The following is a 19,929-nucleotide window of genomic DNA, read 5'->3' as shown; positions in this document are numbered from 1 at the left end:
TGCCGCGAGAGTCGCCAGACTGTAAACAAATCGAACAGGAGTCCGGCCATGCGCCATGTATTGTTCCTGCATCTGCTGGGTGCGAGTGTCTGGGTGGGCGGCCATCTGGTCCTGCTGTTCAGTGTCCTGCCCGGTGCGCTGCGCCGTCGGGATGTCGGGCCGGTGCGTGCCTTCGAGCAGCTGTACGAGCGTGTCGGCATTCCTGCGTTGCTGCTGCAGGTTGGGACGGGCCTCTGGCTGGCGGGCCAATGGTTGCCCCATGCCCAGTGGCTGGGCGATTCGCCCATTGCCCATCTGGTCCAGGCCAAGCTGGTGCTGCTGGCCCTTACCGCGTTGTTGGGGGTGCATGCACGGCTGGCACTGATACCCAGGCTGGACGGCCAGCGCCTGCCGCATCTGGGCGTGCATATTCTGTTGATCACCCTGACTGCTGTAGCTTTCGTCTGGGTGGGTTCAGGGTTCAGGTTTGGTGGGCTGTTCTGACCGCGGCGCGTCGGACGGGGGGAGGCGGCTCGGTTAAGCCGAGCCCGGTTATGGCAGTCCGGGATATGGGCTCAGGTCCGCGGCATCTCGGTTGATACCCGGACCTGCTGGCTGTTTCAGTTTCAGCCGCAGCAACCGCCGCAGCAGCTTCCACCGGCGCGCTTGAGATCGCGAGCAATAGCGTCCTTGAGAGTGACGCGCTCCAGCTTGAGGGCGCTCAGTGCGTCATCGTCAAGGGTTTCGACGCCGTCTTCTACGCGACAGATGTGTTTGTCCAGGGCCTCGTACTCGTCGGCCTTGCGCGCAAAGGCTGGGTCCTGCTGGCGCAGTTGATGGATCTGCTCGCGCTTCTCGGGAAAATCCTTGATCAACGGATGGTGTTCGACGTGTATGGTGCCGCTCCGGGGTGGGGATAGAGGTGCTGTACCTTAGCGTCGCGGCCGGGGATCTCTTTTGACGGCGATCAAGCCGTGCTCACTGTGTCGTCAAGTGCCGTCGCGCAAACTCTCTGGCTCGCCTGTTGAACCCAACCTATGCTGCCGGTGGTCGAAGCGGCACGGCGGTGTTTCCACTTTTTAATCAGAGGACAGACAGATGGGCATGCTCAGCGAGTTCAAGGCATTTGCGGTCAGGGGCAACGTGATCGACATGGCGGTCGGGATCATCATTGGTGCTGCGTTCACCAAGATTGTCTCGTCCTTTGTTGCCGATGTAGTGACGCCACCGCTGGGCATGCTGATCGGCGGGGTGGATTTCTCAGACCTGGCCGTCGTGCTCAAGCAGGCGGCAGGGGATACGCCCGCGGTGACCCTGAGCTATGGCCGCTTCATCCAGACGGTATTCGACTTCACCATCGTGGCATTTGCCATCTTTCTGGCCGTCAGGGCAATCAATCATCTCAAGCGCAAGGAAGCAGAGGTGCCGTCTGCTCCGCCGGCACCGAGCAAGGAGGAACAACTGCTGACCGAAATTCGCGATGCGCTGCGCGAGCAGGCCCGTCCAGGGGCCGAACGCCGCGAACCTTAAGACGGCTCCCGGCTTTGCCAAGCCGGGAGCCGCTGGCCTGTCACTCCGGTTTGGGCGTATCGGCCGAGCTGGGTGGCAGGACAGGATAGGCGACACGGGGCTGCTCGCCGGTCAGGCTGCGCAGAAATGCAGCGATCGCGGCGACCTCGTCATCCTTCAGCGTGCGGCCCAGCTGGCTATCGCCCATGATCGCCACGGCTTGCTCCAGCTCCCACACCTCTCCGCTGTGGAAGTAGGGCGGGGTCAGCGCCACGTTGCGCAGTGGTGCGGCGCGGAACACATATTCGTCCGTCGCGGTGTTGGTCACGGTGAAGCGGCCCTTGTCGCCGGTCGGCAGGATTTCCGCGCCCGGCTTCTTGATTACGCCGAAGGGGAAGTAGCCCTGGCCGCCAACGTTCACACCGCTGTGGCAGGCGCTGCAGCCGGTATCCATGAACAGTGCCAGGCCTTCCTTCTGCTTGGCATCGAGTGCCTTGTCATCACCTTTAAGGTAACGGTCGAAGGGCGCGTCCGGGGTGATCAAGCTGACCTCGAATGCTTCCAGCGCGTAGGCCATGTTGTCGAAGCTGACCGGGTCTTTGTCGTTGGGGAAGGCTTTCTTGAAACCGCTGGCATAGTCCGGAATGCTCTTCAGTGTCGCAACGACACGGTCCGGGGTGTTGTTCATCTCGACCCCAGCCTGCACCGGCCCCTTGGCCTGGGCCTGCAGGTCCTCGGCGCGGCCATCCCAGAACTGAGCAGCATTGAATACCGCATTGAGCACAGTAGGCGAATTGCGTGGTCCTTTCTGCCAGCCATGGCCAATCGAGGTGGTCACGTTGTCGCCGCCGCCGAGGCTGAGGTTGTGGCAGGTATTGCAGCTGATCACATGGCTGCGCGACAGCCTGGGATCGAACCACAGCTTATGGCCCAGTTGCGCCTGATCGGGGCTGACGGCCTGACCGCGAACTTCGGTTACCGTTGCCGGGATCGGCTTGAAGATGGCGTTGGCGCGTTCGCGCAGTTCGTCGGCATGTACCGCATTCGAGATCAGCATCAGTCCGCTGAGCAGGACGGGAGCAGGGAGGCGCATCAGGCGATCCTTTTTCTATGTTGGCCACGCTAGGAGGCGCTCTTTGCGATGAAGCCCCGTTGATTTGAGTCAAGGCGGTTGCCTGCCGTGGCATGGGCAGGATGTCGCATCGGTGTAAGGCGGGGTCCATGCGACGCCGAGACCATCTATCACTGCGCGTACGCTGTGCCGTCGGCGACATGCGAGCTTTACGGAGCCTTGCAGGTAGCCGGACGCATCGCCAGAATGGCGGCATCAATCGTGGTCATCAGGCCACTCCAGCAAGGATCTCCAATGCCCGAAACTGTCGCTGCCGGCCTGCGCCTGGCGCCCGATGCGCTGACCCGCCCCTTCGATCCCAGCCAGTTCGCTTTCAAGACCACCGACGAACTGGAGCCTTTTCTCGGTGTGCTCGGTCAGGAACGGGCGGTCGAGGCGCTGCAATTCGGTGTCGCGATGCCTCGCCCCGGTTACAACGTGTATGTAATGGGCGAGAACGGTACTGGCCGCTTCTCTTTCGTGCGCCGCTACCTGAAGGCCGAAGGCAAGCGACTGGACACCCCATCCGACTGGCTGTACGTAAACAACTTCGACGAGCCGCGCGAGCCACGCGTAGTGGAGCTGCCTCAGGGTGGCGCCAGTGAGTTCATCGCTGATATCGGACAGTTGATCGACAATCTGATGGCGACCTTTCCTGCGGTGTTCGAGCACCCCAGCTTCCAGCAGAAGAAGAGCGCTATCGACCGCGCCTTCAATCAGCGCTACGACAAGGCGTTGGATGTCATCGAAAAGCTCGCGCTGGAGAAGGAAATCGCGCTGTACCGCGACAGCAGCAACATTGCCTTCACGCCGATGAAAGACGGCAAGTCGATGGACGAGGCGGAGTTCGCCCAGTTGCCGGAAGAGGAGCGTGAGCGCTACCACGAAGATATCTCGGCGCTTGAAGTGCACCTGAACGAAGGGCTGGCTAGCCTGCCGCAGTGGAAGCGCGAGTCGAGTAACCAGTTGCGCCAGCTGCATGACGAAACCATCAGCCAGGCGCTGCAGCCTTTACTGGCTCCGCTCTCCGAGAAATATGCGGAAAACGCGGGTATCGAAGCCTATCTGCAAGCCGTACAGGTCAATCTGCTGAAGACGGTGGTGGAACAGCTCGTCGATGAAAACCGCCCCGATGCGCAGACCCGACAGCTGCTCGAGGAGCAATACAGCCCCAGTCTGGTCGTTGGTCATCCGCTCGATGGTGGTGCGCCGGTGGTCTTCGAACCGCATCCGACCTACGACAACCTGTTTGGCCGCATCGAATACAGCACCGATCAGGGCGCACTCTATACCAGCTATCGGCAGCTGCGTCCGGGTGCACTGCACCGGGCCAATGGCGGCTTCCTGATGCTTGAGGCGGAAAAGATGCTCAGCGAGCCCTTTGTCTGGGAGGCGCTCAAGCGTGCCTTGCAGTCGCGCAAGCTGAGGATGGAATCACCACTGGCCGAACTCGGTCGCCTGGCCACCGTGACCTTGAATCCAGCGGTGATCCCTTTGAACGTCAAGGTGGTGATCATTGGCTCACGGCAGCTTTACTACACGCTGCAGGATCTTGATCCGGACTTCCAGGAGATGTTTCGCGTACTGGTGGACTTCGACGAGGAGATCCCCCTTGCCGAAGACAGCCTTGAGCAGTTCGCGCAGCTGATGAAGACGCGCACCTCCGAAGAGGGCATGGCGCCGTTGACTGCCGCGGCCGTGGCCCGCCTGGCGACCTACAGCGCACGGCTGGCCGAGCACCAGGGGCGTCTGTCAGCGCGTATCGGTGATCTCTTCCAGCTGGTCAGTGAGGCCGATTTCATCCGCCAGCTGGCCAAGGACGAGGTCACCGACGTAGGGCATATAGAACGTGCCTTGAAAGCCAAAGCCACCCGGACTGGGCGCGTCTCGGCACGGATCCTTGAGGACATTCTCGCCGGTGTCATCCTGATCGACAGCGAAGGCGCAGCCATCGGCAAATGCAATGGTCTGACGGTGCTGGAGGTAGGAGATTCGGCGTTCGGCATGCCTGCCCGTATATCCGCGACGGTTTATCCCGGCGGCTCGGGAATCGTGGATATCGAGCGCGAGGTCAATCTCGGCCAGCCGATACACTCCAAGGGTGTGATGATCCTGACCGGCTTTCTGGGAAGCCGCTATGCGCAGGAGTTCCCGTTGGAGATTTCCGCCAGCATCGCGCTGGAACAATCCTATGGGTATGTCGATGGTGACAGCGCCTCTCTGGGCGAATGCTGCGCGCTGATCTCGGCGATATCGCGTACGCCTCTCAAACAGTGCTTCGCCATTACCGGATCCATCAATCAGTTTGGTGAAGTGCAGGCTGTTGGTGGCGTGAATGAAAAGATCGAAGGGTTCTTCCGGCTCTGCGAGGCGCGCGGACTGACCGGTGAGCAGGGCGCGATCATTCCCTTCGCCAATGTCACTACCCTGATGCTTGACGAGCGCGTGCTGGAGGCAGTGCGCCAGGAGAAGTTTCATGTCTACGCGGTGCGGCATGTGGACGAGGCCTTGTCGCTGCTGGTTGGAGAGCCCGTTGGTGGGGCTGACCCGGATGGAAACTTTCCTAAAGGCAGCGTCAACGCACGGGTGGTAGAGCGTTTGCGTGATATCGCCGAGATCGAACTCGAGGACGAAGGCAAGAACGACGCGCCAGCCGAGGGGATTGCGGATGCGTCGGCTGTCAAAGGTAACGGCGCGACCTAGGTGTCTGGTTGCACTGATCTCTGATTGAACGGAACGATACGGGCTGCGGCGGGTCTGCAATGAATAGAGGGTTCCCGCTCTCTATTCACATGGTTATCCGCAGATTCCTGGGGATAAGCCGGTTGGCACGCCGCCACGTTCAGTTGACGGCAACCAAGCGCGAGGATCGCCGTCATGTCTCACACGCTCTGTCTCAATCGCCAGTGCCTGGGATTGGTTACACGTATCGAATGCATGATCCGCCCTCTGGCGGGCGGCAACGGGTTATGGACGCTGTTGTGCGCAGCTGGAATCGATTCCGGGCAGCCTACTGCCATCAAGGCACAGGGCCCGTTTCATGGCCCTCGCGAGGCAGAGTCGGTGCTGAATTCGATCGCGGCCAACCTGCGCGGTCAGGGTTACGCCGCATCCGAGTCGCCATCGATCTGGCAGTTGCACATGCAGGCCGAGCTACGCAAGGTCAACACCAATCAGGCGCAATTTCTCAGCGGCTGGAGCTCCAAGCCCTGATCAGCCCATGAACGTTGGGTTTCTACCCTGCGTCCAGCGTCTCGTACCGCCAAGGCAGTTCTGTCTTGATGGAAATACGCTGCTACAGCGCCTTATTGAACCGGCTGTGGCGCTGCGTATACTCGCAGGTCGGTATCTGCATCACAGTAGGAACACATGGAACGCTTCGTCGAAAACACCATGTACGCGGCCCGTTGGCTGCTGGCTCCCATCTATTTCGGCCTCGCGTTTGCCTTGCTTGCGCTGGCGATCAAATTTTTCCAGGAAATCTGGCACATTCTTCCGGCTGTTCTCACGCTGAGTGAGGGCGATCTGATCCTCAAGCTCCTTTCGTTGATCGACATGGCATTGGTGGGCGGCTTGCTGGTGATGGTGATGCTGTCTGGCTATGAAAACTTCGTCTCGCAACTAGACGTCGAGGAAGGCAAGGAAAAGCTCGACTGGCTCGGCAAAATGGATTCCGGTTCGCTAAAGATGAAGGTCGCCGCTTCCATCGTGGCTATTTCGTCTATCCATCTGTTGCGCATGTTCATGGATGCACAGCAGCTCGAAAGCGAGCAGCTGATGTGGTACGTGATCATCCATCTGACCTTTGTCCTGTCGGCCTTTGCCATGGGCTATCTGGACAAGCTCACCAAGCACTGATCCGGCGCCGGGCCACGCTAGGCAATACTGTCTTCGCGTCGGCTCATCGTAGCTTTGCTTTCCTTTGCAGGTTCTGTACAAAATGCGCTCGTTTGTACAGGAGAAAGCGTATGACCCTGCTGAACCTGCTTGAAGAGGCGCGTGCGTCGCGTGTCCTGGCACTTGATCTGGTATCGCTGGAAGGTGGCTTTTATCTGTTGAGCATTCAGGCCAACGGCAAGTCCTATGTGCTTCGTGATGAGCACGGCAGTGTCATCCATCTGCGCTCCGTCGAGCATGCTCGAGACATTCTCAGCGAGCTGCCGGAAGTTCCTTTCTTTCTGGTTCACAGTTCGGCTTACGACGAGATGTGCGGCTTGGCCAATGGCGTGCGTGATCCGTTGCGCGTGCCCATCAGCATTCGCTCGGCCTGGTGATATAGGGTTCAATGTCAGGCTTGGCTCCGCTGGCGGTTGTGGCGAAAGCTCGCGTCGCTGATTGCTGTGCTAGGCTGTGCGCCCTTTTTTTGTCGCGGAGCCAGGCATGACCGATCTGAACCTTACAACCGACGAAACACGTGTCAGCTACGGTATTGGTCGCCAGCTGGGCGACCAACTGCGTGAAAATCCGCCGCCGGGTATCAGTCTGGACGCGGTCATCGCCGGTATCCGGGATGCGTTTTCAGGCGTGCAAAGCCAGGTCAGCCCCGCGGATCTGAACGCGAGCTTCGCAGTCATCCGTGAGCGCATGCAGGCCGAGGCACAGCAGAAAGCCGAAGCGGCTGCCGGCGAGGGCAGGGCGTTTCTGATGGACAACGCCAAGCGTGACGGAGTGGTCAGCCTGGCCTCCGGACTGCAGTACGAAGTGCTCACAGCGGGCGATGGCGCCAAGCCTTCGCAGGACGACCACGTACGTACCCACTACCACGGTACGCTGATTGACGGCACCGTTTTCGACAGCTCCTACCAGCGCGGTCAACCAGCCGAGTTTCCGGTTGGCGGGGTCATCGCCGGCTGGACCGAAGCACTGCAGCTGATGGCCGTAGGCAGCAAATGGCGGCTTTATGTACCTAGCGAGCTGGCATATGGCGCGCAGGGTGTCGGCAGCATCCCGCCACACAGCGTGCTGGTTTTCGACGTCGAGTTGCTTGCCGTCCTCTGAACCGTCTCAAGGGCGCAATGCCCTGGCGTAGGAAAACAGGAACAGGTTGCGCACCTGTTCCTTGAGTACACAGGGTTCGCTGGTGCTCAGTTCGTGAATGTCCAAATCGCCCTGGTCCCGAAGTTCGTCCAGGGCGTCTCCCTCCAACGTAATACAGACCGCACCGGTATTGCGGTCGAGTATCCGCAGGTAGGGGTGTGGGCGGTCCAGCCAGGCATCGATCAGATAAGTCATGTTCGCCTCCAGTTGATTGGCTTAATGAGAATAATTGTTATTTGCAAACATGCAAGCGCAAAGAGGTCGAGCATCGATCGGCGGTGATCAGGCAGGGAGGGCGGAGCGGGAGGGGAAAGCTGGCAGCGGACGAAGGGTGCCTTGTGGCACCTTCATCGGCAGATCAGTGCGTGCGAGCGACGGCGAAGCGGCTGAGTTCGATCAGGGCGTCGCGATAGCTGTTGGAGGGGATGAGTTCGAGGCAGGCGATGGCACGGTCGGCATAGTCGCGCGCCATGCGGGCCGTGTAATCCAGCGCGCCGGACGCCTCGACCGCGCTGCGGATACTTTCGAGATCTTCGATGCCGCCTTTCTGAATGGCTTTACGCACCAGGGCCGCCTGCTCAGGCGTGCCTTCGCGCATCGTATAGATCAATGGAAGGGTTGGTTTGCCTTCGGCCAAGTCATCGCCGACATTCTTGCCAAGGGTTTCGGCGTCGCCCTGATAATCGAGCAGGTCGTCCACCAACTGGAAGGCGATCCCGAGGTGGTCGCCAAAGGTGCGTAGCGCCTCGCATTGATCTGCACTGGCGCCGGCCAGGGTTGCAGCGCTATGTGTGGAGGCTTCGAAGAGCATCGCCGTCTTGCCGCGTATGACTTCCATGTAGATGTCTTCGGTAGTGCTTGCGTCACGGACCTTGGACAGCTGCAGCACTTCGCCTTCGGCAATCACGCGAGTGGCCTGGGAAATGATGCGCATGACATCCATCGAGCCGAGGTCGACCATCATTTCGAAGGAGCGGGCATAAAGAAAGTCGCCCACCAGCACGCTCGGTGCATTGCCCCAGAGTGCGTTGGCCGTAGATCGCCCGCGGCGCATGCCGGACATGTCGACCACATCATCATGCAAAAGGGTGGAGGTATGCAGGAACTCAATGATCGCAGCCAGCAGGCGCAACTGCTCGCCCTTGAGTCCCAGCGCATTGCCGCTGAGCAGGACCAGCAGGGGGCGCAGGCGCTTGCCGCCAGCCGAGGTGATGTAGTCCCCGATCTTTTCCACCAGCGGTACGCGCGAAGTCAGTTGGCTGCGGATAATGCCGTCAACGGCGGCGAAATCATCAGCCACTACTCTGTAAAAGGCCTGGGGTTGCATCGGGGACGAGTACTCCTCGGAGATTGCGCGGCATGCTATGGGGCAGGTCCCGCACTGTCAAGGCGAGGCCCGGCGGCTATTGCGCGGAGGTTGGTGCATGCGTACAATCGCGGACCCTGAACTTCCCCCTGGGCATTTCCCTGCCTTACGCAATTGCAAGGGCGTCCCTTCGGCCCCGAGCAGCCATGCCAGCCTCCAACTATTTCACTTAAGCGCTGGGTGAGCAGGATCAACGGAGATACACAGATGTACGCAGTTATCGTTACCGGCGGCAAGCAATACAAGGTCGCCGAAGGCGAATACCTCAAGATTGAAAAACTCGAAGTTGCCACTGGCGAAGCTGTCACTTTTGACCGCGTTCTGCTGATTGGCAACGGCGACGATGTAAAGATCGGCGCTCCGGTGGTCGATGGTGCCAAGGTCACTGCTGAAGTGATCGGCCAAGGTCGTCATGACAAGGTCACCATCATCAAATTCCGCCGTCGTAAGCACCATATGAAGCGTCAGGGCCACCGTCAGTGGTTCACTGAGGTCAAAATCACCGGTATTCAGGGCTAATCGGGCCTGAATCCCCTTATAGGAGTATTGAACTCATGGCACACAAAAAAGCTGGCGGTTCTACCCGCAACGGTCGCGACTCAGAAGCCAAACGCCTTGGCGTGAAGATGTACGGCGGCCAGGCCATCAAGGCCGGCAACATCATCGTGCGTCAGCGCGGTACCCAGTTCCATGCCGGTTACGGCGTTGGTATGGGCAAGGATCACACCTTGTTCGCCAAGGTGGAAGGCGTGATCAAGTTCGAAGTGAAGGGCCAGTTTGGTCGTCGCTACGTGAGCGTCGTCGCGGCCTAATCGCGGCGTTGCTGGAAAAGCCCTGTCATGCGACGGGGCTTTTTTGTTTCTGTATCCTCTGTAGGGCTCTTGCAAAACGCTGCTGCGCTCTAACTATCGTTGGGTTTTGCAAGACCCTTATGTTCCTGTTTTCTAGCCCGTCCGTGCGGCGGGAGGCGTTCCCATGAAATTCGTCGATGAAGTATCGATTTTTGTAAAAGCCGGCGACGGCGGTAATGGCATGATGAGCTTTCGTCGTGAGAAGTTCATCGAGAAGGGCGGCCCGAATGGCGGCGATGGCGGCGATGGCGGCTCCGTGTATCTGGAGGCTGACGAAAACCTCAACACCCTCGTCGACTACCGCTATACCCGTCGCTTCAATGCGCCCAATGGTCAGAAAGGTGGCAGCACGGAATGTACCGGTGCCAAGGGTGATGATCTGGTCCTTCCTGTGCCGGTTGGCACCACCGTGATCGATGCGGCAACCCAGGATGTGATCGGCGACCTGACCAAGGCGGGGCAGCGGTTGCTGGTCGCGCAGGGTGGCTGGCATGGTCTGGGTAACACGCGATTCAAGTCCAGTACCAACCGTGCGCCGCGCCAGACCACGCCGGGCAAGCCGGGCGATGCGCGCGATCTCAAGCTCGAGCTCAAGGTGCTGGCTGATGTGGGGCTGCTGGGGTTGCCCAATGCGGGCAAGAGTACCTTTATTCGCTCCGTCTCGGCGGCCAAGCCGAAGGTTGCCGATTACCCCTTCACCACGCTGGTGCCGAACCTTGGCGTGGTGAGTGTTGGTCGCTACAAGAGCTTTGTGATTGCCGATATTCCTGGGCTAATCGAAGGTGCCTCCGAAGGGGCTGGGTTGGGTATCCGCTTCCTCAAGCATCTGGCGCGCACCCGGTTGTTGTTGCATCTCGTGGACATGGCGCCGCTGGATGAGAGTGATCCGGCCGATGCAGCTGAAGTTATCCTCAACGAGTTGGAGAAATTCAGCCCGGCGCTGGCGCAGCGTGATCGCTGGCTGGTCTTGAACAAGGCAGACCAGTTGCTCGAAGAGGATCGGGAAGAGCGGGTCCGCCAGGTGGTGGATCGCCTCCAGTGGACCGGCCCTGTGTTCGTGATCTCCGCGCTGGAGCGGGAAGGCACCGAAGAGCTCAGCCAGGCGATCATGCGCTATCTCGATGAGCGTGCGGTGCGTATCGCCGAGGAGCCAGCTTATGCCGAGGCGCTTGCTGAACTGGACCAGCAGATCGAGGACGAGGCGCGTGCCCGCTTGCAGGAGCTGGACGATCAGCGAGCGTTGCGTCGCGCGGGTGTCAAGGCGGCCGACGAGCCCGAAGATGACGATTTCGATGACGACGATGATGACGAAGGTGGTGCCGAGATTTTCTACGTGCGTTGAGTGCGTTCCATTGCCTCGTTGCGAAAGGCTGTAGCGAGTGGGTGCGGGTAGGCTCGTTTGCCTCCCGCCAAGTGGTTTGGCCGGATACCGATTAGAAGGCAGGATCGATGCGGGACAAGGTGAGCGGCGCGCGGCGCTGGGTGGTGAAGATCGGTAGTGCATTGCTCACGGCTGATGGTCGAGGTCTCGATCAGGCGGCCATGGCTGTCTGGGTTGATCAGATGGTGGCGCTGCGCGCGGCGGGTGTCGAGTTGGTGCTGGTCTCCTCTGGTGCGGTCGCGGCTGGCATGAGTCGGCTTGGATGGACGGCCCGACCCAAGGCTGTGCATGAGTTGCAGGCAGCTGCAGCGGTGGGGCAGATGGGACTGATCCGTGCCTGGGAATCAAGCTTTGCGCGGTGTGCGCAGCAAACTGCGCAGGTTCTTCTTACCCATGACGATCTTTCTGATCGCAAACGCTACCTGAACGCACGCAGCACCCTTCGCACTCTGATCGAGCTCGGCGTGGTGCCGGTCATCAACGAAAACGATACGGTGGTGACCGACGAGATTCGTTTTGGCGATAACGATACGCTCGCAGCGCTTGTGGCTAACCTGGTCGAGGCGGACCTCCTGGTCATCCTTACGGATCGAGACGGCATGTTCGATGCCGACCCGCGAACCAATCCTGGTGCCAGCCTGATCAGTGAGGCGCGCGCCGATGATCCTTCCCTGGATGCCGTTGCCGGCGGCACGGGCGGTGCGCTCGGTCGCGGAGGCATGCAGACGAAGCTGCGCGCAGCGCGGCTGGCGGCGCGCTCCGGGGCTCATACCGTCATCATTGGTGGCCGGATCGAGCAAGTCCTAGCGCGGCTGAAGGCGGGCGAGCCCCTTGGTACCCTGCTTGCGCCTGAGCGCAGTCGGCATGCAGCCCGCAAGCAGTGGCTGGCTGGGCATCTGCAGACACGAGGTACGGTTGTTCTGGATGATGGCGCTGTGCACGCCCTGCAGCAAGGTAACCGCAGCCTGCTGCCGGTGGGCGTGAAGGCTGCACAGGGTGGGTTCCGGCGCGGCGAGATGGTTATATGCGTAGGGCTGGACGGTCGGGAGGTGGCGCGCGGGCTGGCCAATTACAGTGTCGCCGAAACGCAGCGGATCCTCGGGCGGCCGTCGGATGAAATCGAAAAGTTACTTGGTTATGTCGATGAGCCAGAGTTGATTCATCGCGACAACATGATCCTGATCTGAGGTAGCTCGATGCGGCTGGCAAAAGCTCTGATGGTGTTACTGATAGTGCCGGTGACTGGTATGGCTCGCGAAGTCGGCGAGGTCGATACGGTTTTCAAGTGGCTTGGGCCGAATCACAAGATCGTTGTCGAGGCGTTCGATGATCCGAAGGTGGAGGGTGTGACCTGTTATCTGTCGCGCGCCAAGACCGGAGGCATCAAGGGTGGGCTCGGCCTGGCGGAAGATCGTGCCGAGGCGTCCATCGCCTGTCGTCAGGTGGGTCCCATCCGGATGAGCGACAACCTCAAGGATGGCGAAGTCGTGTTCAAAGAGCGAACTTCGCTGGTGTTCAAAAGCATGCAGGTTGTGCGGTTCTTCGACGAGCCACGAAACTCGCTGGTTTACCTGGTCTACAGCGACAGGGTCATTGAAGGGAGCCCGCAGAACGCCGTGACCGCGATTCCTATACTGCCTTGGGCTCAGCCGTAAGGTTGAGCGCCTTTCTTCGCCGGCCCTGTTGTTTCGGTGGCGTATCGAAGACATAAAAAAACCGGCCGAGGCCGGTTTCTTCAAGAACGTACAGCTCAGGCAGCGGCAGCGGCAGCGCCGAGGGCCTTGATGTGGCCGTTCAGGCGGCTCTTGTGACGAGCGGCTTTGTTCTTGTGAATGATGCCTTTGTCGGCCATGCGGTCGATGACAGGCACGGCTGCAGTGTAAGCAGTACGAGCTTTATCCAGATCTTTTGCGTCGATGGCTTTGACCACATTCTTGATGTAGGTACGAACCATGGAGCGCAAGCTGGCGTTGTGGCTGCGACGCTTCTCAGCCTGAATTGCGCGTTTTTTGGCGGAAGGGCTGTTGGCCACCGTCGAACTCCTCGAAAACGTGGGATTACAAAGCAAATAAGGCCGCGAATCATGCCGATGCCGCGCGGGCTTGTCAAGCCTGCTTGAAGATTGATGATGCTGGCCGGACAGAAAGGGTGTCGCTAAACTCGCGGCCTCTTTATCTGTCGTAGTTGCCCATCGGTTCCGGTGGCTGGCACCTGAACGGACATTTCGCGGCAACTTCTAGGAAAACAAATGACCGAGACATCCGGTAAAGGCGGCTTGTTGCGTTCCAGTGCGGTAGTCAGCGTGATGACGCTGCTCTCCCGCGTGCTGGGAATGGTACGCGATATGGTGGTGGCGAGCTACTTCGGGTCCGGTGCGGCAGCTGACGCCTTCTTCATTGCCTTCAAGATCCCCAACTTCCTGCGTCGATTGTTCGCCGAGGGTGCCTTTGCCCAGGCCTTTGTCCCGGTTCTTTCCGAATTCCGGACCCAGCGCAGTCTTGCTGAGGTCAAGCTGCTGGTGGATCGCACGGCTGGCATGCTTGGCTTGATCCTGACGGGCATCACGGCGGTCGGTGTGCTGGCATCGCCGTACGTGGTCATGCTCTTCGCGCCCGGTTTCCATGACGATCCGGCAAAAATGCAACTGGCGGGCGAGCTGCTGCGCATCACGTTTCCCTATTTGTTGCTCATCTCCCTGACCGCATTTACCTCCGGTGTGCTCAATAGCTACGGCCATTTCGCGGTGCCTGGATTCACCCCGGTCCTGCTCAACGTCTGCATGATCACCTCCGCCGTATTCCTCACGCCCTATTTCGATCAGCCGATCATGGCGCTGGCCTGGGGCGTGTTCATTGCGGGGTTCGCCCAGCTGGCGTTTCAGCTCCCTTACGTGGCCAGGCTGGGATTGTTGCCCCGGCCTCGAGTGAGGTTTGGAGATGAGGGCGTGCGGCGCATCATGCTGTTGATGGTGCCGGCGCTGTTCGGGGTGTCGGTGAGCCAGATCAATCTGTTGCTCGACACCGTTCTGGCCTCATTTCTGCAAACTGGCAGCGTTTCCTGGCTCTACTATGCCGACCGCCTGTCGGAGCTGCCCCTGGGGGCATTCGGTATCGCCATTGGCACGGTCATCCTGCCAAGCCTGTCGCGCCAGCATGCCGGACAGGACCCCAAGGCCTTTTCCAATACGCTTAACTGGGCGCTGCGCATGGTGCTTCTGGTCGGTGTTCCTGCCGCTTTGGCGCTGGGGGTTCTCGCTGAGCCGCTGATAGCCAGCCTGTTTTTCTATGGCGCGATGAGTGAAGAAGCGGTCGTCCAGTCTGCCAACGCCCTCGAGGCCTACTCGCTTGGCGTGCTGGCGTTCATGTTGATCAAGGTGCTGGCGCCTGGTTTCTTTGCGCGGCAGGACATGAAAACGCCGGTAAGGGTGGCAATCATCTGCATGATTGCCAACATGGGCCTGAACCTGGCATTCATCTGGCCGCTCAAGCATGTCGGATTGGCGTTGGCGACATCGATGTCGTCGATGCTCAACGCTGGGTTGCTGTTCTGGGGTTTATACAAGGCCGGGATATTTCAGCTGGCGCCGGGTTGGCCTGTCTTCATGCTGCGATTGCTGGGTGGCTGCGCAGCTATGGTGGCCGCGGTGTGGTGGTTGAACCCTCCTTCGGTCGAGTGGTTCGGCTGGGGTTGGCAGCAGCGTGCCGTGCAGCTTTCATTGTTGGTTGGGGCTGGGCTGGGCGCGTTTCTCGCCGGTTTGGTCGTGCTTGGGTTAAGGCCGCGGCATTTGCGTCACTGATCGTCCCGGGCGGTCGAGCCAAGCCTGTCCGTGCCCGTCCCCTCGTGCGTATAATCGATGACTTTTCAATCAAGAAGTGCGGTATGCAGCTGGTTCGAGGTCTTCACAACCTGCGGCCCCGGCATCGGGGGTGCGTTGCCACCATCGGCAATTTCGACGGAGTTCATCGAGGGCACCAGGCAATCCTGGCGCGACTGCGCGAGCGTGCGGCTGAACTCGATTTGCCAAGCTGCGTGGTGATATTCGAGCCGCAGCCGCGTGAGTATTTTGCGCCAGACAAGGCGCCTGCCAGGCTGACCCGTCTGCGTGAAAAGCTCCGGCTGCTGGACGAGCAGGGCGTCGACCTCGTGCTTTGCCTGGCCTTCAATCGCCGCTTGCGTGAACTGAGTGCTGCCGAGTTCGTTCATGCGACGCTGGTCGAAGGGCTTGGGGTTCGCCATCTTGAAGTGGGGGACGACTTCCGCTTTGGTTGTGACCGAGCTGGTGACTTCGACTTTTTGCTCAACGCAGGCGCCGCGGAAGGATTCTCGGTCGAGGCCGCGACGACCATCGAGGTTGGCGGCGAGCGCGTCAGCAGTACAAGGCTGCGACAGGTACTGGCTGATGGAGACCTGGCACTGGCCGAGAAGCTGCTGGGTAGACCGTTCAGCATCACCGGGCGAGTCATGCATGGGCAGGCGCTAGGGCGCCAACTGGGTGCGCCGACCGCCAACATCCAGCTCAAGCGCAAGAGCACGCCTTTGAATGGCGTGTTTATGGTCAGCACTGATGTGGATGGCAAGGCGCAGCCAGCAGTGGCCAACATTGGCATGCGTCCTTCGGTGGAAAGCGACGGCAATCCTCATCTGGAAGTGCATCTGCTGGATTACAAGGGCGACCTCTATGGTCGCCTGCTGCGGGTAACCTTTCACCAGAAGCTGCGTGACGAGCAGCGTTTTGCCTCGCTGGAGGCACTCAAGACGGCGATCGAAGCGGATATCGCCGAGGCTCGCGAATACTGGCGAGCATCACCTTTTACCACGAGTCAGGACTGAAATGACCGATTACAAAGCGACCCTCAATCTGCCGTCCACGGCATTTCCGATGAAGGCCGGTCTGCCACAGCGCGAGCCGGAGACCCTGCAGCGCTGGAACAGCATTGACCTCTACGGGAAGCTGCGGCAGATAGGCGAAGGTCGCCCGAAATTCGTCCTGCACGACGGCCCGCCGTATGCGAATGGCAGCATTCACATCGGCCATGCGGTCAACAAGGTCATCAAGGACTTCATCGTCCGCTCCAAGACCCTGGCCGGTTTCGACGCGCCCTACGTGCCGGGCTGGGATTGCCATGGCTTGCCGATCGAGCACAAGGTGGAGATCACCTATGGCAAGAACCAACCGGCCGACCTGACCCGCGAGCGCTGCCGTGCCTATGCGGCCGAGCAGATCGAAGGGCAGAAGGCAGATTTCATCCGCCTGGGCGTACTCGGCGAATGGGACAACCCCTACCGCACCATGGATTTCGCCAACGAGGCTGGAGAGATCCGCGCTCTGGCGAAAATGGTCGAAGGCGGCTTCGTTTTCAAAGGCCTGAAGCCGGTCAACTGGTGCTTCGATTGCGGTTCGGCATTGGCCGAGGCAGAGGTCGAATATCAGGACAAGAAATCCGACGCCATCGACGTCGCCTTCCAGGTCGAGGACGCGGACAAGCTAGCGGCTGCGTTTGGTATTGCTGCGCTGAATAAGCCGGCAAGCATCGTGATCTGGACCACCACGCCCTGGACCATCCCGGCCAACCAGGCGCTCAACGTACATCCTGACTTCGTCTATACGCTGGTCGATACTGGCGATCGCCTCTTGGTGTTGGCGGAGGAACTGGTCGAGTCCTGCCTGCAGCGTTATGGGCTGACCGGTGAAATCGTTGCCCGTTGCGAAGGCCGTGCGCTGGAACTCATCCGTTTCCGCCATCCCTTCTACGAGCGTTTCGCGCCGGTCTACCTGGCCGACTACGTAGAAACCGGCGCTGGCACCGGCATCGTCCATTCCGCGCCTGCCTACGGCGAAGACGACTTCCGCTCCTGCAAGCACTACGGCATGGAGAACGACGACATCCTCGGGCCGGTGCAGAGCAACGGCGTGTACGTCCCGGATTTGCCGTTCTTCGGCGGCCAGTTCATCTGGAAGGCCAACCCCAACATCGTCGCCAAGCTGGAAGAAGTCGGCGCGCTGCTCAAGCACGAGAGCATCCAGCACAGCTACATGCACTGCTGGCGGCACAAGACGCCGCTGATCTACCGTGCCACCGCGCAGTGGTTCGTCGGCATGGACAAGGTCGCCCACGACGGCAGCTCGCTGCGCCGCCGGGCGCTGGACGCCATCGAGCAGACCCAGTTCGTGCCCGCCTGGGGCCAGGCACGCCTGCACGGCATGATCGCCGGACGCCCGGACTGGTGCATCTCGCGTCAGCGCACCTGGGGCGTACCGATCCCGTTCTTCCTGCACAAGGAAAGCGGCGAGCTGCATCCGCGCACCGTCGAACTGATGGAAGCCGTGGCGCAGCGCGTCGAGCAGGGCGGCATCGAGGCATGGTCAAGGCTGGATGCGGCTGAGCTGTTGGGTGACGAAGGGGCGCAGTACGAGAAGATCAGCGACACCCTGGACGTCTGGTTCGACTCCGGTACCACGCATTGGCACGTGATGCGTGGTTCGCACCCGATGGGTCACGACAACGGCCCGCGCGCGGATCTGTATCTGGAAGGCTCCGACCAGCACCGTGGATGGTTCCACTCATCGCTGCTAACCGGCTCGGCTATCGACGGCCGCGCACCCTACAAAGGGTTGCTGACGCACGGTTTCGTGGTCGACGAGAACGGCCGCAAGATGTCCAAGTCGCTGGGTAACGTGGTCGCGCCTCAGGAGGTTACCGACACCCTGGGTGCCGACATCCTGCGCCTATGGGTTGCATCGACGGACTACTCCGGTGAGATGGCGGTCTCCAAAGTCATCCTGCAGCGCAGTGCGGACTCCTATCGCCGTATCCGCAATACGGCGCGCTTCCTGCTTTCGAACCTCGACGGTTTCGATCCGGCGCAGCATCAGGTCCCGGCCGATCAGCTGATCGCGCTAGACCGCTGGGCCATCGACCGCGCCCTGTTGCTGCAGCGCGAGATCGAAGAGGCCTACGGCACCTACAAGTTCTGGAACGTCTACCAGAAAGTGCACAACTTCTGCGTGCAGGAGCTGGGTGGCTTCTACCTCGACATCATCAAGGACCGCCAGTACACCACTGGTGCCGACAGCCTGCCGCGTCGCTCCTGCCAGACCGCGCTTTACCACATCGCCGAAGCGCTGGTGCGCTGGATCGCGCCGATCCTGTCCTTCACTGCTGATGAAATCTGGCAGTACCTGCCGGGCGAGCGCAACGAGTCGGTGATGCTCAACACCTGGTACGCCGGCCTTGCCGAACTGCCAAGCGATGTCGAGCTGGGGCGCGAATTCTGGGAAAAGGTCATGGCGGTGAAGGCCGCGGTAAACAAGGAGCTGGAGACCCAGCGCGCGGCCAAGACCATCGGTGGCAACTTGCAGGCTGAGGTCACCTTGTATGCCGAAGACGCACTAGTTTCCGACCTGGCGAAACTGGGCGGTGAACTGCGCTTCGTCCTCATCACCTCTGCAGTGAACGTGGCGCCTCTCGCCGACGCACCTGCCGAAGCCGTGCAAAGCGAACTACCGGGCCTGAAGCTGCAGATCAGCAAGACTGGCCATGCCAAATGTGGTCGCTGCTGGCACCATCTGCCTGATGTCGGTACTCACGCGGCTCACCCTGAAATCTGCGGTCGTTGCGTCGAAAACATCGAAGGCGCTGGCGAGGTTCGCCATTATGCGTAACGGCAAGATCGCGCATGCGGGGGCGGTATTGCTGGCTGCGTGCCTCTCTTCTTCCCTGCGCCAGCGCACGAGCCGGCGCGTCGGGGTGGTGCCATGAGCGCCCGTCTCGGCAAGCTCGCGTGGTTATGGCTAAGTGTCTTGGTGATCGCGCTTGACCAGGCGACCAAGCATTACTTCGAGGCCAATTTCAGCCTGTACCAGACGGTCGAGGTCATCCCCGATTACTTCGCCTGGACGCTGGCCTATAACACCGGCGCAGCCTTCAGCTTTCTCGCTGATCACTCCGGTTGGCAACGCTGGTTGTTCGCCCTGATCGCGATCGGCGTCAGCGTTGTGCTGCTGGTCTGGATGAAGCGCCTGAAGCCTCACGAAACCTGGCTGGCTGTTGCGCTGGCGCTGGTGCTGGGTGGCGCGCTTGGCAATCTGTATGACCGCGTTGTGCTGGGCCATGTCGTCGATTTCATCTTGGTCCACTGGCAACATCGCTGGCGTTTTCCGGCGTTCAATATCGCCGACAGCGCCATCACCATCGGCGCCGTCATGTTGGCGCTGGATATGTTCCGTAGCAGTAAAGCGGGAGAAACGATAAATGAGTGAACAGCGTATCGGGTCAGATACACAGGTGACCTTGCATTTCTCCCTCAGTCTGGAGAATGGCGACCAGGTCGACAGTACGTTTGACAAGCAGCCCGCCACTTTCAAGGTGGGCGACGGAAGCCTGCTGCCGGGTTTCGAACAGCAGTTGTTCGGACTCAAGGCGGGCGACAAGCGCACCTTTCAGATCGCGCCCGAGCAGGGGTTTGGCCAGCACAACCAACAGAACGTGCAAGTTATGCCTCGGAACCAGTTCGAAGGCATGGAGCTGTCCGAAGGGCTGCTGGTCATCTTCAACGATGCGGCCAAGACGGAACTGCCAGGGATCGTCAAAGACTATGATGACCGTCAGGTGACGGTGGACTTCAATCACCCGCTGGCCGGCAAGGCGTTGACCTTCGACGTGGAAATCTTCGACGTCAAAGCCCTCTGATCGTA

22 protein-coding genes are annotated in these 19,929 nt (G+C 60.4%); 17 read left to right on the top strand and 5 right to left on the bottom strand.

Features of this window, described 5'->3' with window-relative positions:
- The first annotated feature begins 48 nt into the window (after positions 1 to 48).
- Complete coding sequence (locus tag AC4LFW_RS14730) at positions 49 to 483, top strand: CopD family protein (protein WP_491819843.1); 435 nt, start codon at positions 49 to 51, stop codon at positions 481 to 483.
- Between the two features lie 122 nt (positions 484 to 605).
- Here AC4LFW_RS14730 and AC4LFW_RS14725 read toward each other — a convergent pair whose 3' ends face one another.
- Positions 606 to 875 carry an HP1242/YdcH family protein gene (locus tag AC4LFW_RS14725; protein ID WP_491820240.1) on the bottom strand — a complete coding sequence of 90 codons (270 nt, stop codon included), beginning with the start codon at positions 873 to 875 and terminating at the stop codon, positions 606 to 608.
- A 202-nt stretch (positions 876 to 1,077) separates the two neighbouring features.
- Here AC4LFW_RS14725 and mscL point away from each other — a divergent pair, with 202 nt between their 5' ends.
- Positions 1,078 to 1,509 (top strand): large-conductance mechanosensitive channel protein MscL, encoded by a 432-nt coding sequence (gene mscL, locus AC4LFW_RS14720; protein WP_491819841.1) that lies wholly within the window; start codon positions 1,078 to 1,080, stop codon positions 1,507 to 1,509.
- Between the two features lie 40 nt (positions 1,510 to 1,549).
- Here mscL and AC4LFW_RS14715 read toward each other — a convergent pair whose 3' ends face one another.
- Positions 1,550 to 2,581, bottom strand: coding sequence for a cytochrome-c peroxidase (locus tag AC4LFW_RS14715; protein ID WP_491819839.1), 1,032 nt, complete (start codon positions 2,579 to 2,581; stop codon positions 1,550 to 1,552).
- A gap of 273 nt (positions 2,582 to 2,854) precedes the next feature.
- Here AC4LFW_RS14715 and AC4LFW_RS14710 point away from each other — a divergent pair, with 273 nt between their 5' ends.
- From AC4LFW_RS14710 to bamJ, 5 genes are all read left to right on the top strand, one after another.
- Entirely contained in the window at positions 2,855 to 5,302 is a 2,448-nt protein-coding gene (locus AC4LFW_RS14710; RefSeq protein WP_491819838.1) for a Lon protease family protein, read from the top strand.
- A gap of 174 nt (positions 5,303 to 5,476) precedes the next feature.
- Positions 5,477 to 5,812 (top strand): PA4575 family protein, encoded by a 336-nt coding sequence (locus tag AC4LFW_RS14705; RefSeq protein ID WP_491819837.1) that lies wholly within the window; start codon positions 5,477 to 5,479, stop codon positions 5,810 to 5,812.
- 156 nt (positions 5,813 to 5,968) lie between these two features.
- Positions 5,969 to 6,457, top strand: a complete 489-nt coding sequence (locus tag AC4LFW_RS14700; RefSeq protein WP_491819836.1) for a TIGR00645 family protein — start codon at positions 5,969 to 5,971, stop codon at positions 6,455 to 6,457.
- Positions 6,458 to 6,567: 110 nt separating this feature from the next.
- Positions 6,568 to 6,873 (top strand): DUF6482 family protein, encoded by a 306-nt coding sequence (locus AC4LFW_RS14695; RefSeq protein WP_491819835.1) that lies wholly within the window; start codon positions 6,568 to 6,570, stop codon positions 6,871 to 6,873.
- A 106-nt stretch (positions 6,874 to 6,979) separates the two neighbouring features.
- Positions 6,980 to 7,597, top strand: coding sequence for a BamJ family beta-barrel-assembly machinery protein (bamJ, locus tag AC4LFW_RS14690; RefSeq protein WP_491819834.1), 618 nt, complete (start codon positions 6,980 to 6,982; stop codon positions 7,595 to 7,597).
- A gap of 6 nt (positions 7,598 to 7,603) precedes the next feature.
- Here the strand turns inward: bamJ and AC4LFW_RS14685 are convergent, their stop codons facing one another.
- Together AC4LFW_RS14685 and AC4LFW_RS14680 are read right to left on the bottom strand one after the other, a co-directional pair.
- Positions 7,604 to 7,831 carry a PA4570 family protein gene (locus tag AC4LFW_RS14685; protein WP_491819833.1) on the bottom strand — a complete coding sequence of 76 codons (228 nt, stop codon included), beginning with the start codon at positions 7,829 to 7,831 and terminating at the stop codon, positions 7,604 to 7,606.
- A gap of 163 nt (positions 7,832 to 7,994) precedes the next feature.
- Positions 7,995 to 8,963, bottom strand: a complete 969-nt coding sequence (locus AC4LFW_RS14680) for a polyprenyl synthetase family protein (protein ID WP_491819832.1) — start codon at positions 8,961 to 8,963, stop codon at positions 7,995 to 7,997.
- A 246-nt stretch (positions 8,964 to 9,209) separates the two neighbouring features.
- Between AC4LFW_RS14680 and rplU the strand changes: the two genes are divergently transcribed.
- The 5 genes from rplU to AC4LFW_RS14655 all read left to right on the top strand — a co-directional run bounded on the left by rplU (position 9,210) and on the right by AC4LFW_RS14655 (position 12,889).
- Positions 9,210 to 9,521 carry a 50S ribosomal protein L21 gene (gene rplU, locus AC4LFW_RS14675; RefSeq protein ID WP_491819831.1) on the top strand — a complete coding sequence of 104 codons (312 nt, stop codon included), beginning with the start codon at positions 9,210 to 9,212 and terminating at the stop codon, positions 9,519 to 9,521.
- Between the two features lie 35 nt (positions 9,522 to 9,556).
- Entirely contained in the window at positions 9,557 to 9,814 is a 258-nt protein-coding gene (rpmA, locus tag AC4LFW_RS14670) for a 50S ribosomal protein L27 (protein ID WP_256074547.1), read from the top strand.
- 163 nt (positions 9,815 to 9,977) lie between these two features.
- Positions 9,978 to 11,195, top strand: coding sequence for an Obg family GTPase CgtA (gene cgtA / locus AC4LFW_RS14665; RefSeq protein WP_491819830.1), 1,218 nt, complete (start codon positions 9,978 to 9,980; stop codon positions 11,193 to 11,195).
- A 107-nt stretch (positions 11,196 to 11,302) separates the two neighbouring features.
- Entirely contained in the window at positions 11,303 to 12,421 is a 1,119-nt protein-coding gene (proB, locus tag AC4LFW_RS14660) for a glutamate 5-kinase (RefSeq protein ID WP_491819829.1), read from the top strand.
- Positions 12,422 to 12,430: 9 nt separating this feature from the next.
- Entirely contained in the window at positions 12,431 to 12,889 is a 459-nt protein-coding gene (locus tag AC4LFW_RS14655) for a CreA family protein (RefSeq protein ID WP_491819827.1), read from the top strand.
- A gap of 95 nt (positions 12,890 to 12,984) precedes the next feature.
- On the opposite strand, the gene rpsT is transcribed toward AC4LFW_RS14655, so the two are convergent.
- Complete coding sequence (gene rpsT, locus AC4LFW_RS14650) at positions 12,985 to 13,266, bottom strand: 30S ribosomal protein S20 (protein WP_491819825.1); 282 nt, start codon at positions 13,264 to 13,266, stop codon at positions 12,985 to 12,987.
- Positions 13,267 to 13,482: 216 nt separating this feature from the next.
- Here rpsT and murJ point away from each other — a divergent pair, with 216 nt between their 5' ends.
- The 5 genes from murJ (at position 13,483) to fkpB (ending at position 19,924) form a co-directional block, all read left to right on the top strand.
- Positions 13,483 to 15,030, top strand: a complete 1,548-nt coding sequence (murJ, locus tag AC4LFW_RS14645) for a murein biosynthesis integral membrane protein MurJ (protein WP_491819824.1) — start codon at positions 13,483 to 13,485, stop codon at positions 15,028 to 15,030.
- Between the two features lie 83 nt (positions 15,031 to 15,113).
- Positions 15,114 to 16,064, top strand: coding sequence for a bifunctional riboflavin kinase/FAD synthetase (ribF, locus tag AC4LFW_RS14640; protein WP_491819823.1), 951 nt, complete (start codon positions 15,114 to 15,116; stop codon positions 16,062 to 16,064).
- Position 16,065: 1 nt separating this feature from the next.
- On the top strand, positions 16,066 to 18,897 hold the full coding sequence (gene ileS / locus AC4LFW_RS14635) for an isoleucine--tRNA ligase (RefSeq protein WP_491819822.1): 2,832 nt from the start codon (positions 16,066 to 16,068) through the stop codon (positions 18,895 to 18,897).
- Positions 18,898 to 18,990: 93 nt separating this feature from the next.
- Positions 18,991 to 19,494, top strand: a complete 504-nt coding sequence (lspA, locus tag AC4LFW_RS14630) for a signal peptidase II (protein WP_491819821.1) — start codon at positions 18,991 to 18,993, stop codon at positions 19,492 to 19,494.
- The gene (gene fkpB / locus AC4LFW_RS14625) at positions 19,487 to 19,924 is read left to right on the top strand and encodes an FKBP-type peptidyl-prolyl cis-trans isomerase (RefSeq protein ID WP_491819820.1); all 438 of its coding nucleotides are present in this window, start codon (positions 19,487 to 19,489) and stop codon (positions 19,922 to 19,924) included. Before lspA ends, fkpB begins: the two co-directional genes overlap by 8 nt.
- The last annotated feature ends 5 nt before the right edge of the window (positions 19,925 to 19,929 follow it).

This window comes from Stutzerimonas sp. C6.4V (assembly GCF_058536345.1).
This window is presented reverse-complemented; position numbering and strand designations above follow the sequence as displayed.

Coding starts and splice junctions, on each gene's coding strand:
- AC4LFW_RS14700 (WP_491819836.1), top strand. CDS start 5,969: ATGGAACGCTTCGTCGAAAACACCATGTACGCGGCCCGTTGGCTGCTG.
- AC4LFW_RS14680 (WP_491819832.1), bottom strand. CDS start 8,963: ATGCAACCCCAGGCCTTTTACAGAGTAGTGGCTGATGATTTCGCCGCC.
- rpmA (WP_256074547.1), top strand. CDS start 9,557: ATGGCACACAAAAAAGCTGGCGGTTCTACCCGCAACGGTCGCGACTCA.
- AC4LFW_RS14695 (WP_491819835.1), top strand. CDS start 6,568: ATGACCCTGCTGAACCTGCTTGAAGAGGCGCGTGCGTCGCGTGTCCTG.
- AC4LFW_RS14730 (WP_491819843.1), top strand. CDS start 49: ATGCGCCATGTATTGTTCCTGCATCTGCTGGGTGCGAGTGTCTGGGTG.
- AC4LFW_RS14655 (WP_491819827.1), top strand. CDS start 12,431: ATGCGGCTGGCAAAAGCTCTGATGGTGTTACTGATAGTGCCGGTGACT.
- ileS (WP_491819822.1), top strand. CDS start 16,066: ATGACCGATTACAAAGCGACCCTCAATCTGCCGTCCACGGCATTTCCG.
- ribF (WP_491819823.1), top strand. CDS start 15,114: ATGCAGCTGGTTCGAGGTCTTCACAACCTGCGGCCCCGGCATCGGGGG.
- AC4LFW_RS14710 (WP_491819838.1), top strand. CDS start 2,855: ATGCCCGAAACTGTCGCTGCCGGCCTGCGCCTGGCGCCCGATGCGCTG.
- lspA (WP_491819821.1), top strand. CDS start 18,991: ATGAGCGCCCGTCTCGGCAAGCTCGCGTGGTTATGGCTAAGTGTCTTG.
- AC4LFW_RS14685 (WP_491819833.1), bottom strand. CDS start 7,831: ATGACTTATCTGATCGATGCCTGGCTGGACCGCCCACACCCCTACCTG.
- AC4LFW_RS14715 (WP_491819839.1), bottom strand. CDS start 2,581: ATGCGCCTCCCTGCTCCCGTCCTGCTCAGCGGACTGATGCTGATCTCG.
- bamJ (WP_491819834.1), top strand. CDS start 6,980: ATGACCGATCTGAACCTTACAACCGACGAAACACGTGTCAGCTACGGT.
- murJ (WP_491819824.1), top strand. CDS start 13,483: ATGACCGAGACATCCGGTAAAGGCGGCTTGTTGCGTTCCAGTGCGGTA.
- fkpB (WP_491819820.1), top strand. CDS start 19,487: ATGAGTGAACAGCGTATCGGGTCAGATACACAGGTGACCTTGCATTTC.
- AC4LFW_RS14705 (WP_491819837.1), top strand. CDS start 5,477: ATGTCTCACACGCTCTGTCTCAATCGCCAGTGCCTGGGATTGGTTACA.
- cgtA (WP_491819830.1), top strand. CDS start 9,978: ATGAAATTCGTCGATGAAGTATCGATTTTTGTAAAAGCCGGCGACGGC.
- mscL (WP_491819841.1), top strand. CDS start 1,078: ATGGGCATGCTCAGCGAGTTCAAGGCATTTGCGGTCAGGGGCAACGTG.
- proB (WP_491819829.1), top strand. CDS start 11,303: ATGCGGGACAAGGTGAGCGGCGCGCGGCGCTGGGTGGTGAAGATCGGT.
- rplU (WP_491819831.1), top strand. CDS start 9,210: ATGTACGCAGTTATCGTTACCGGCGGCAAGCAATACAAGGTCGCCGAA.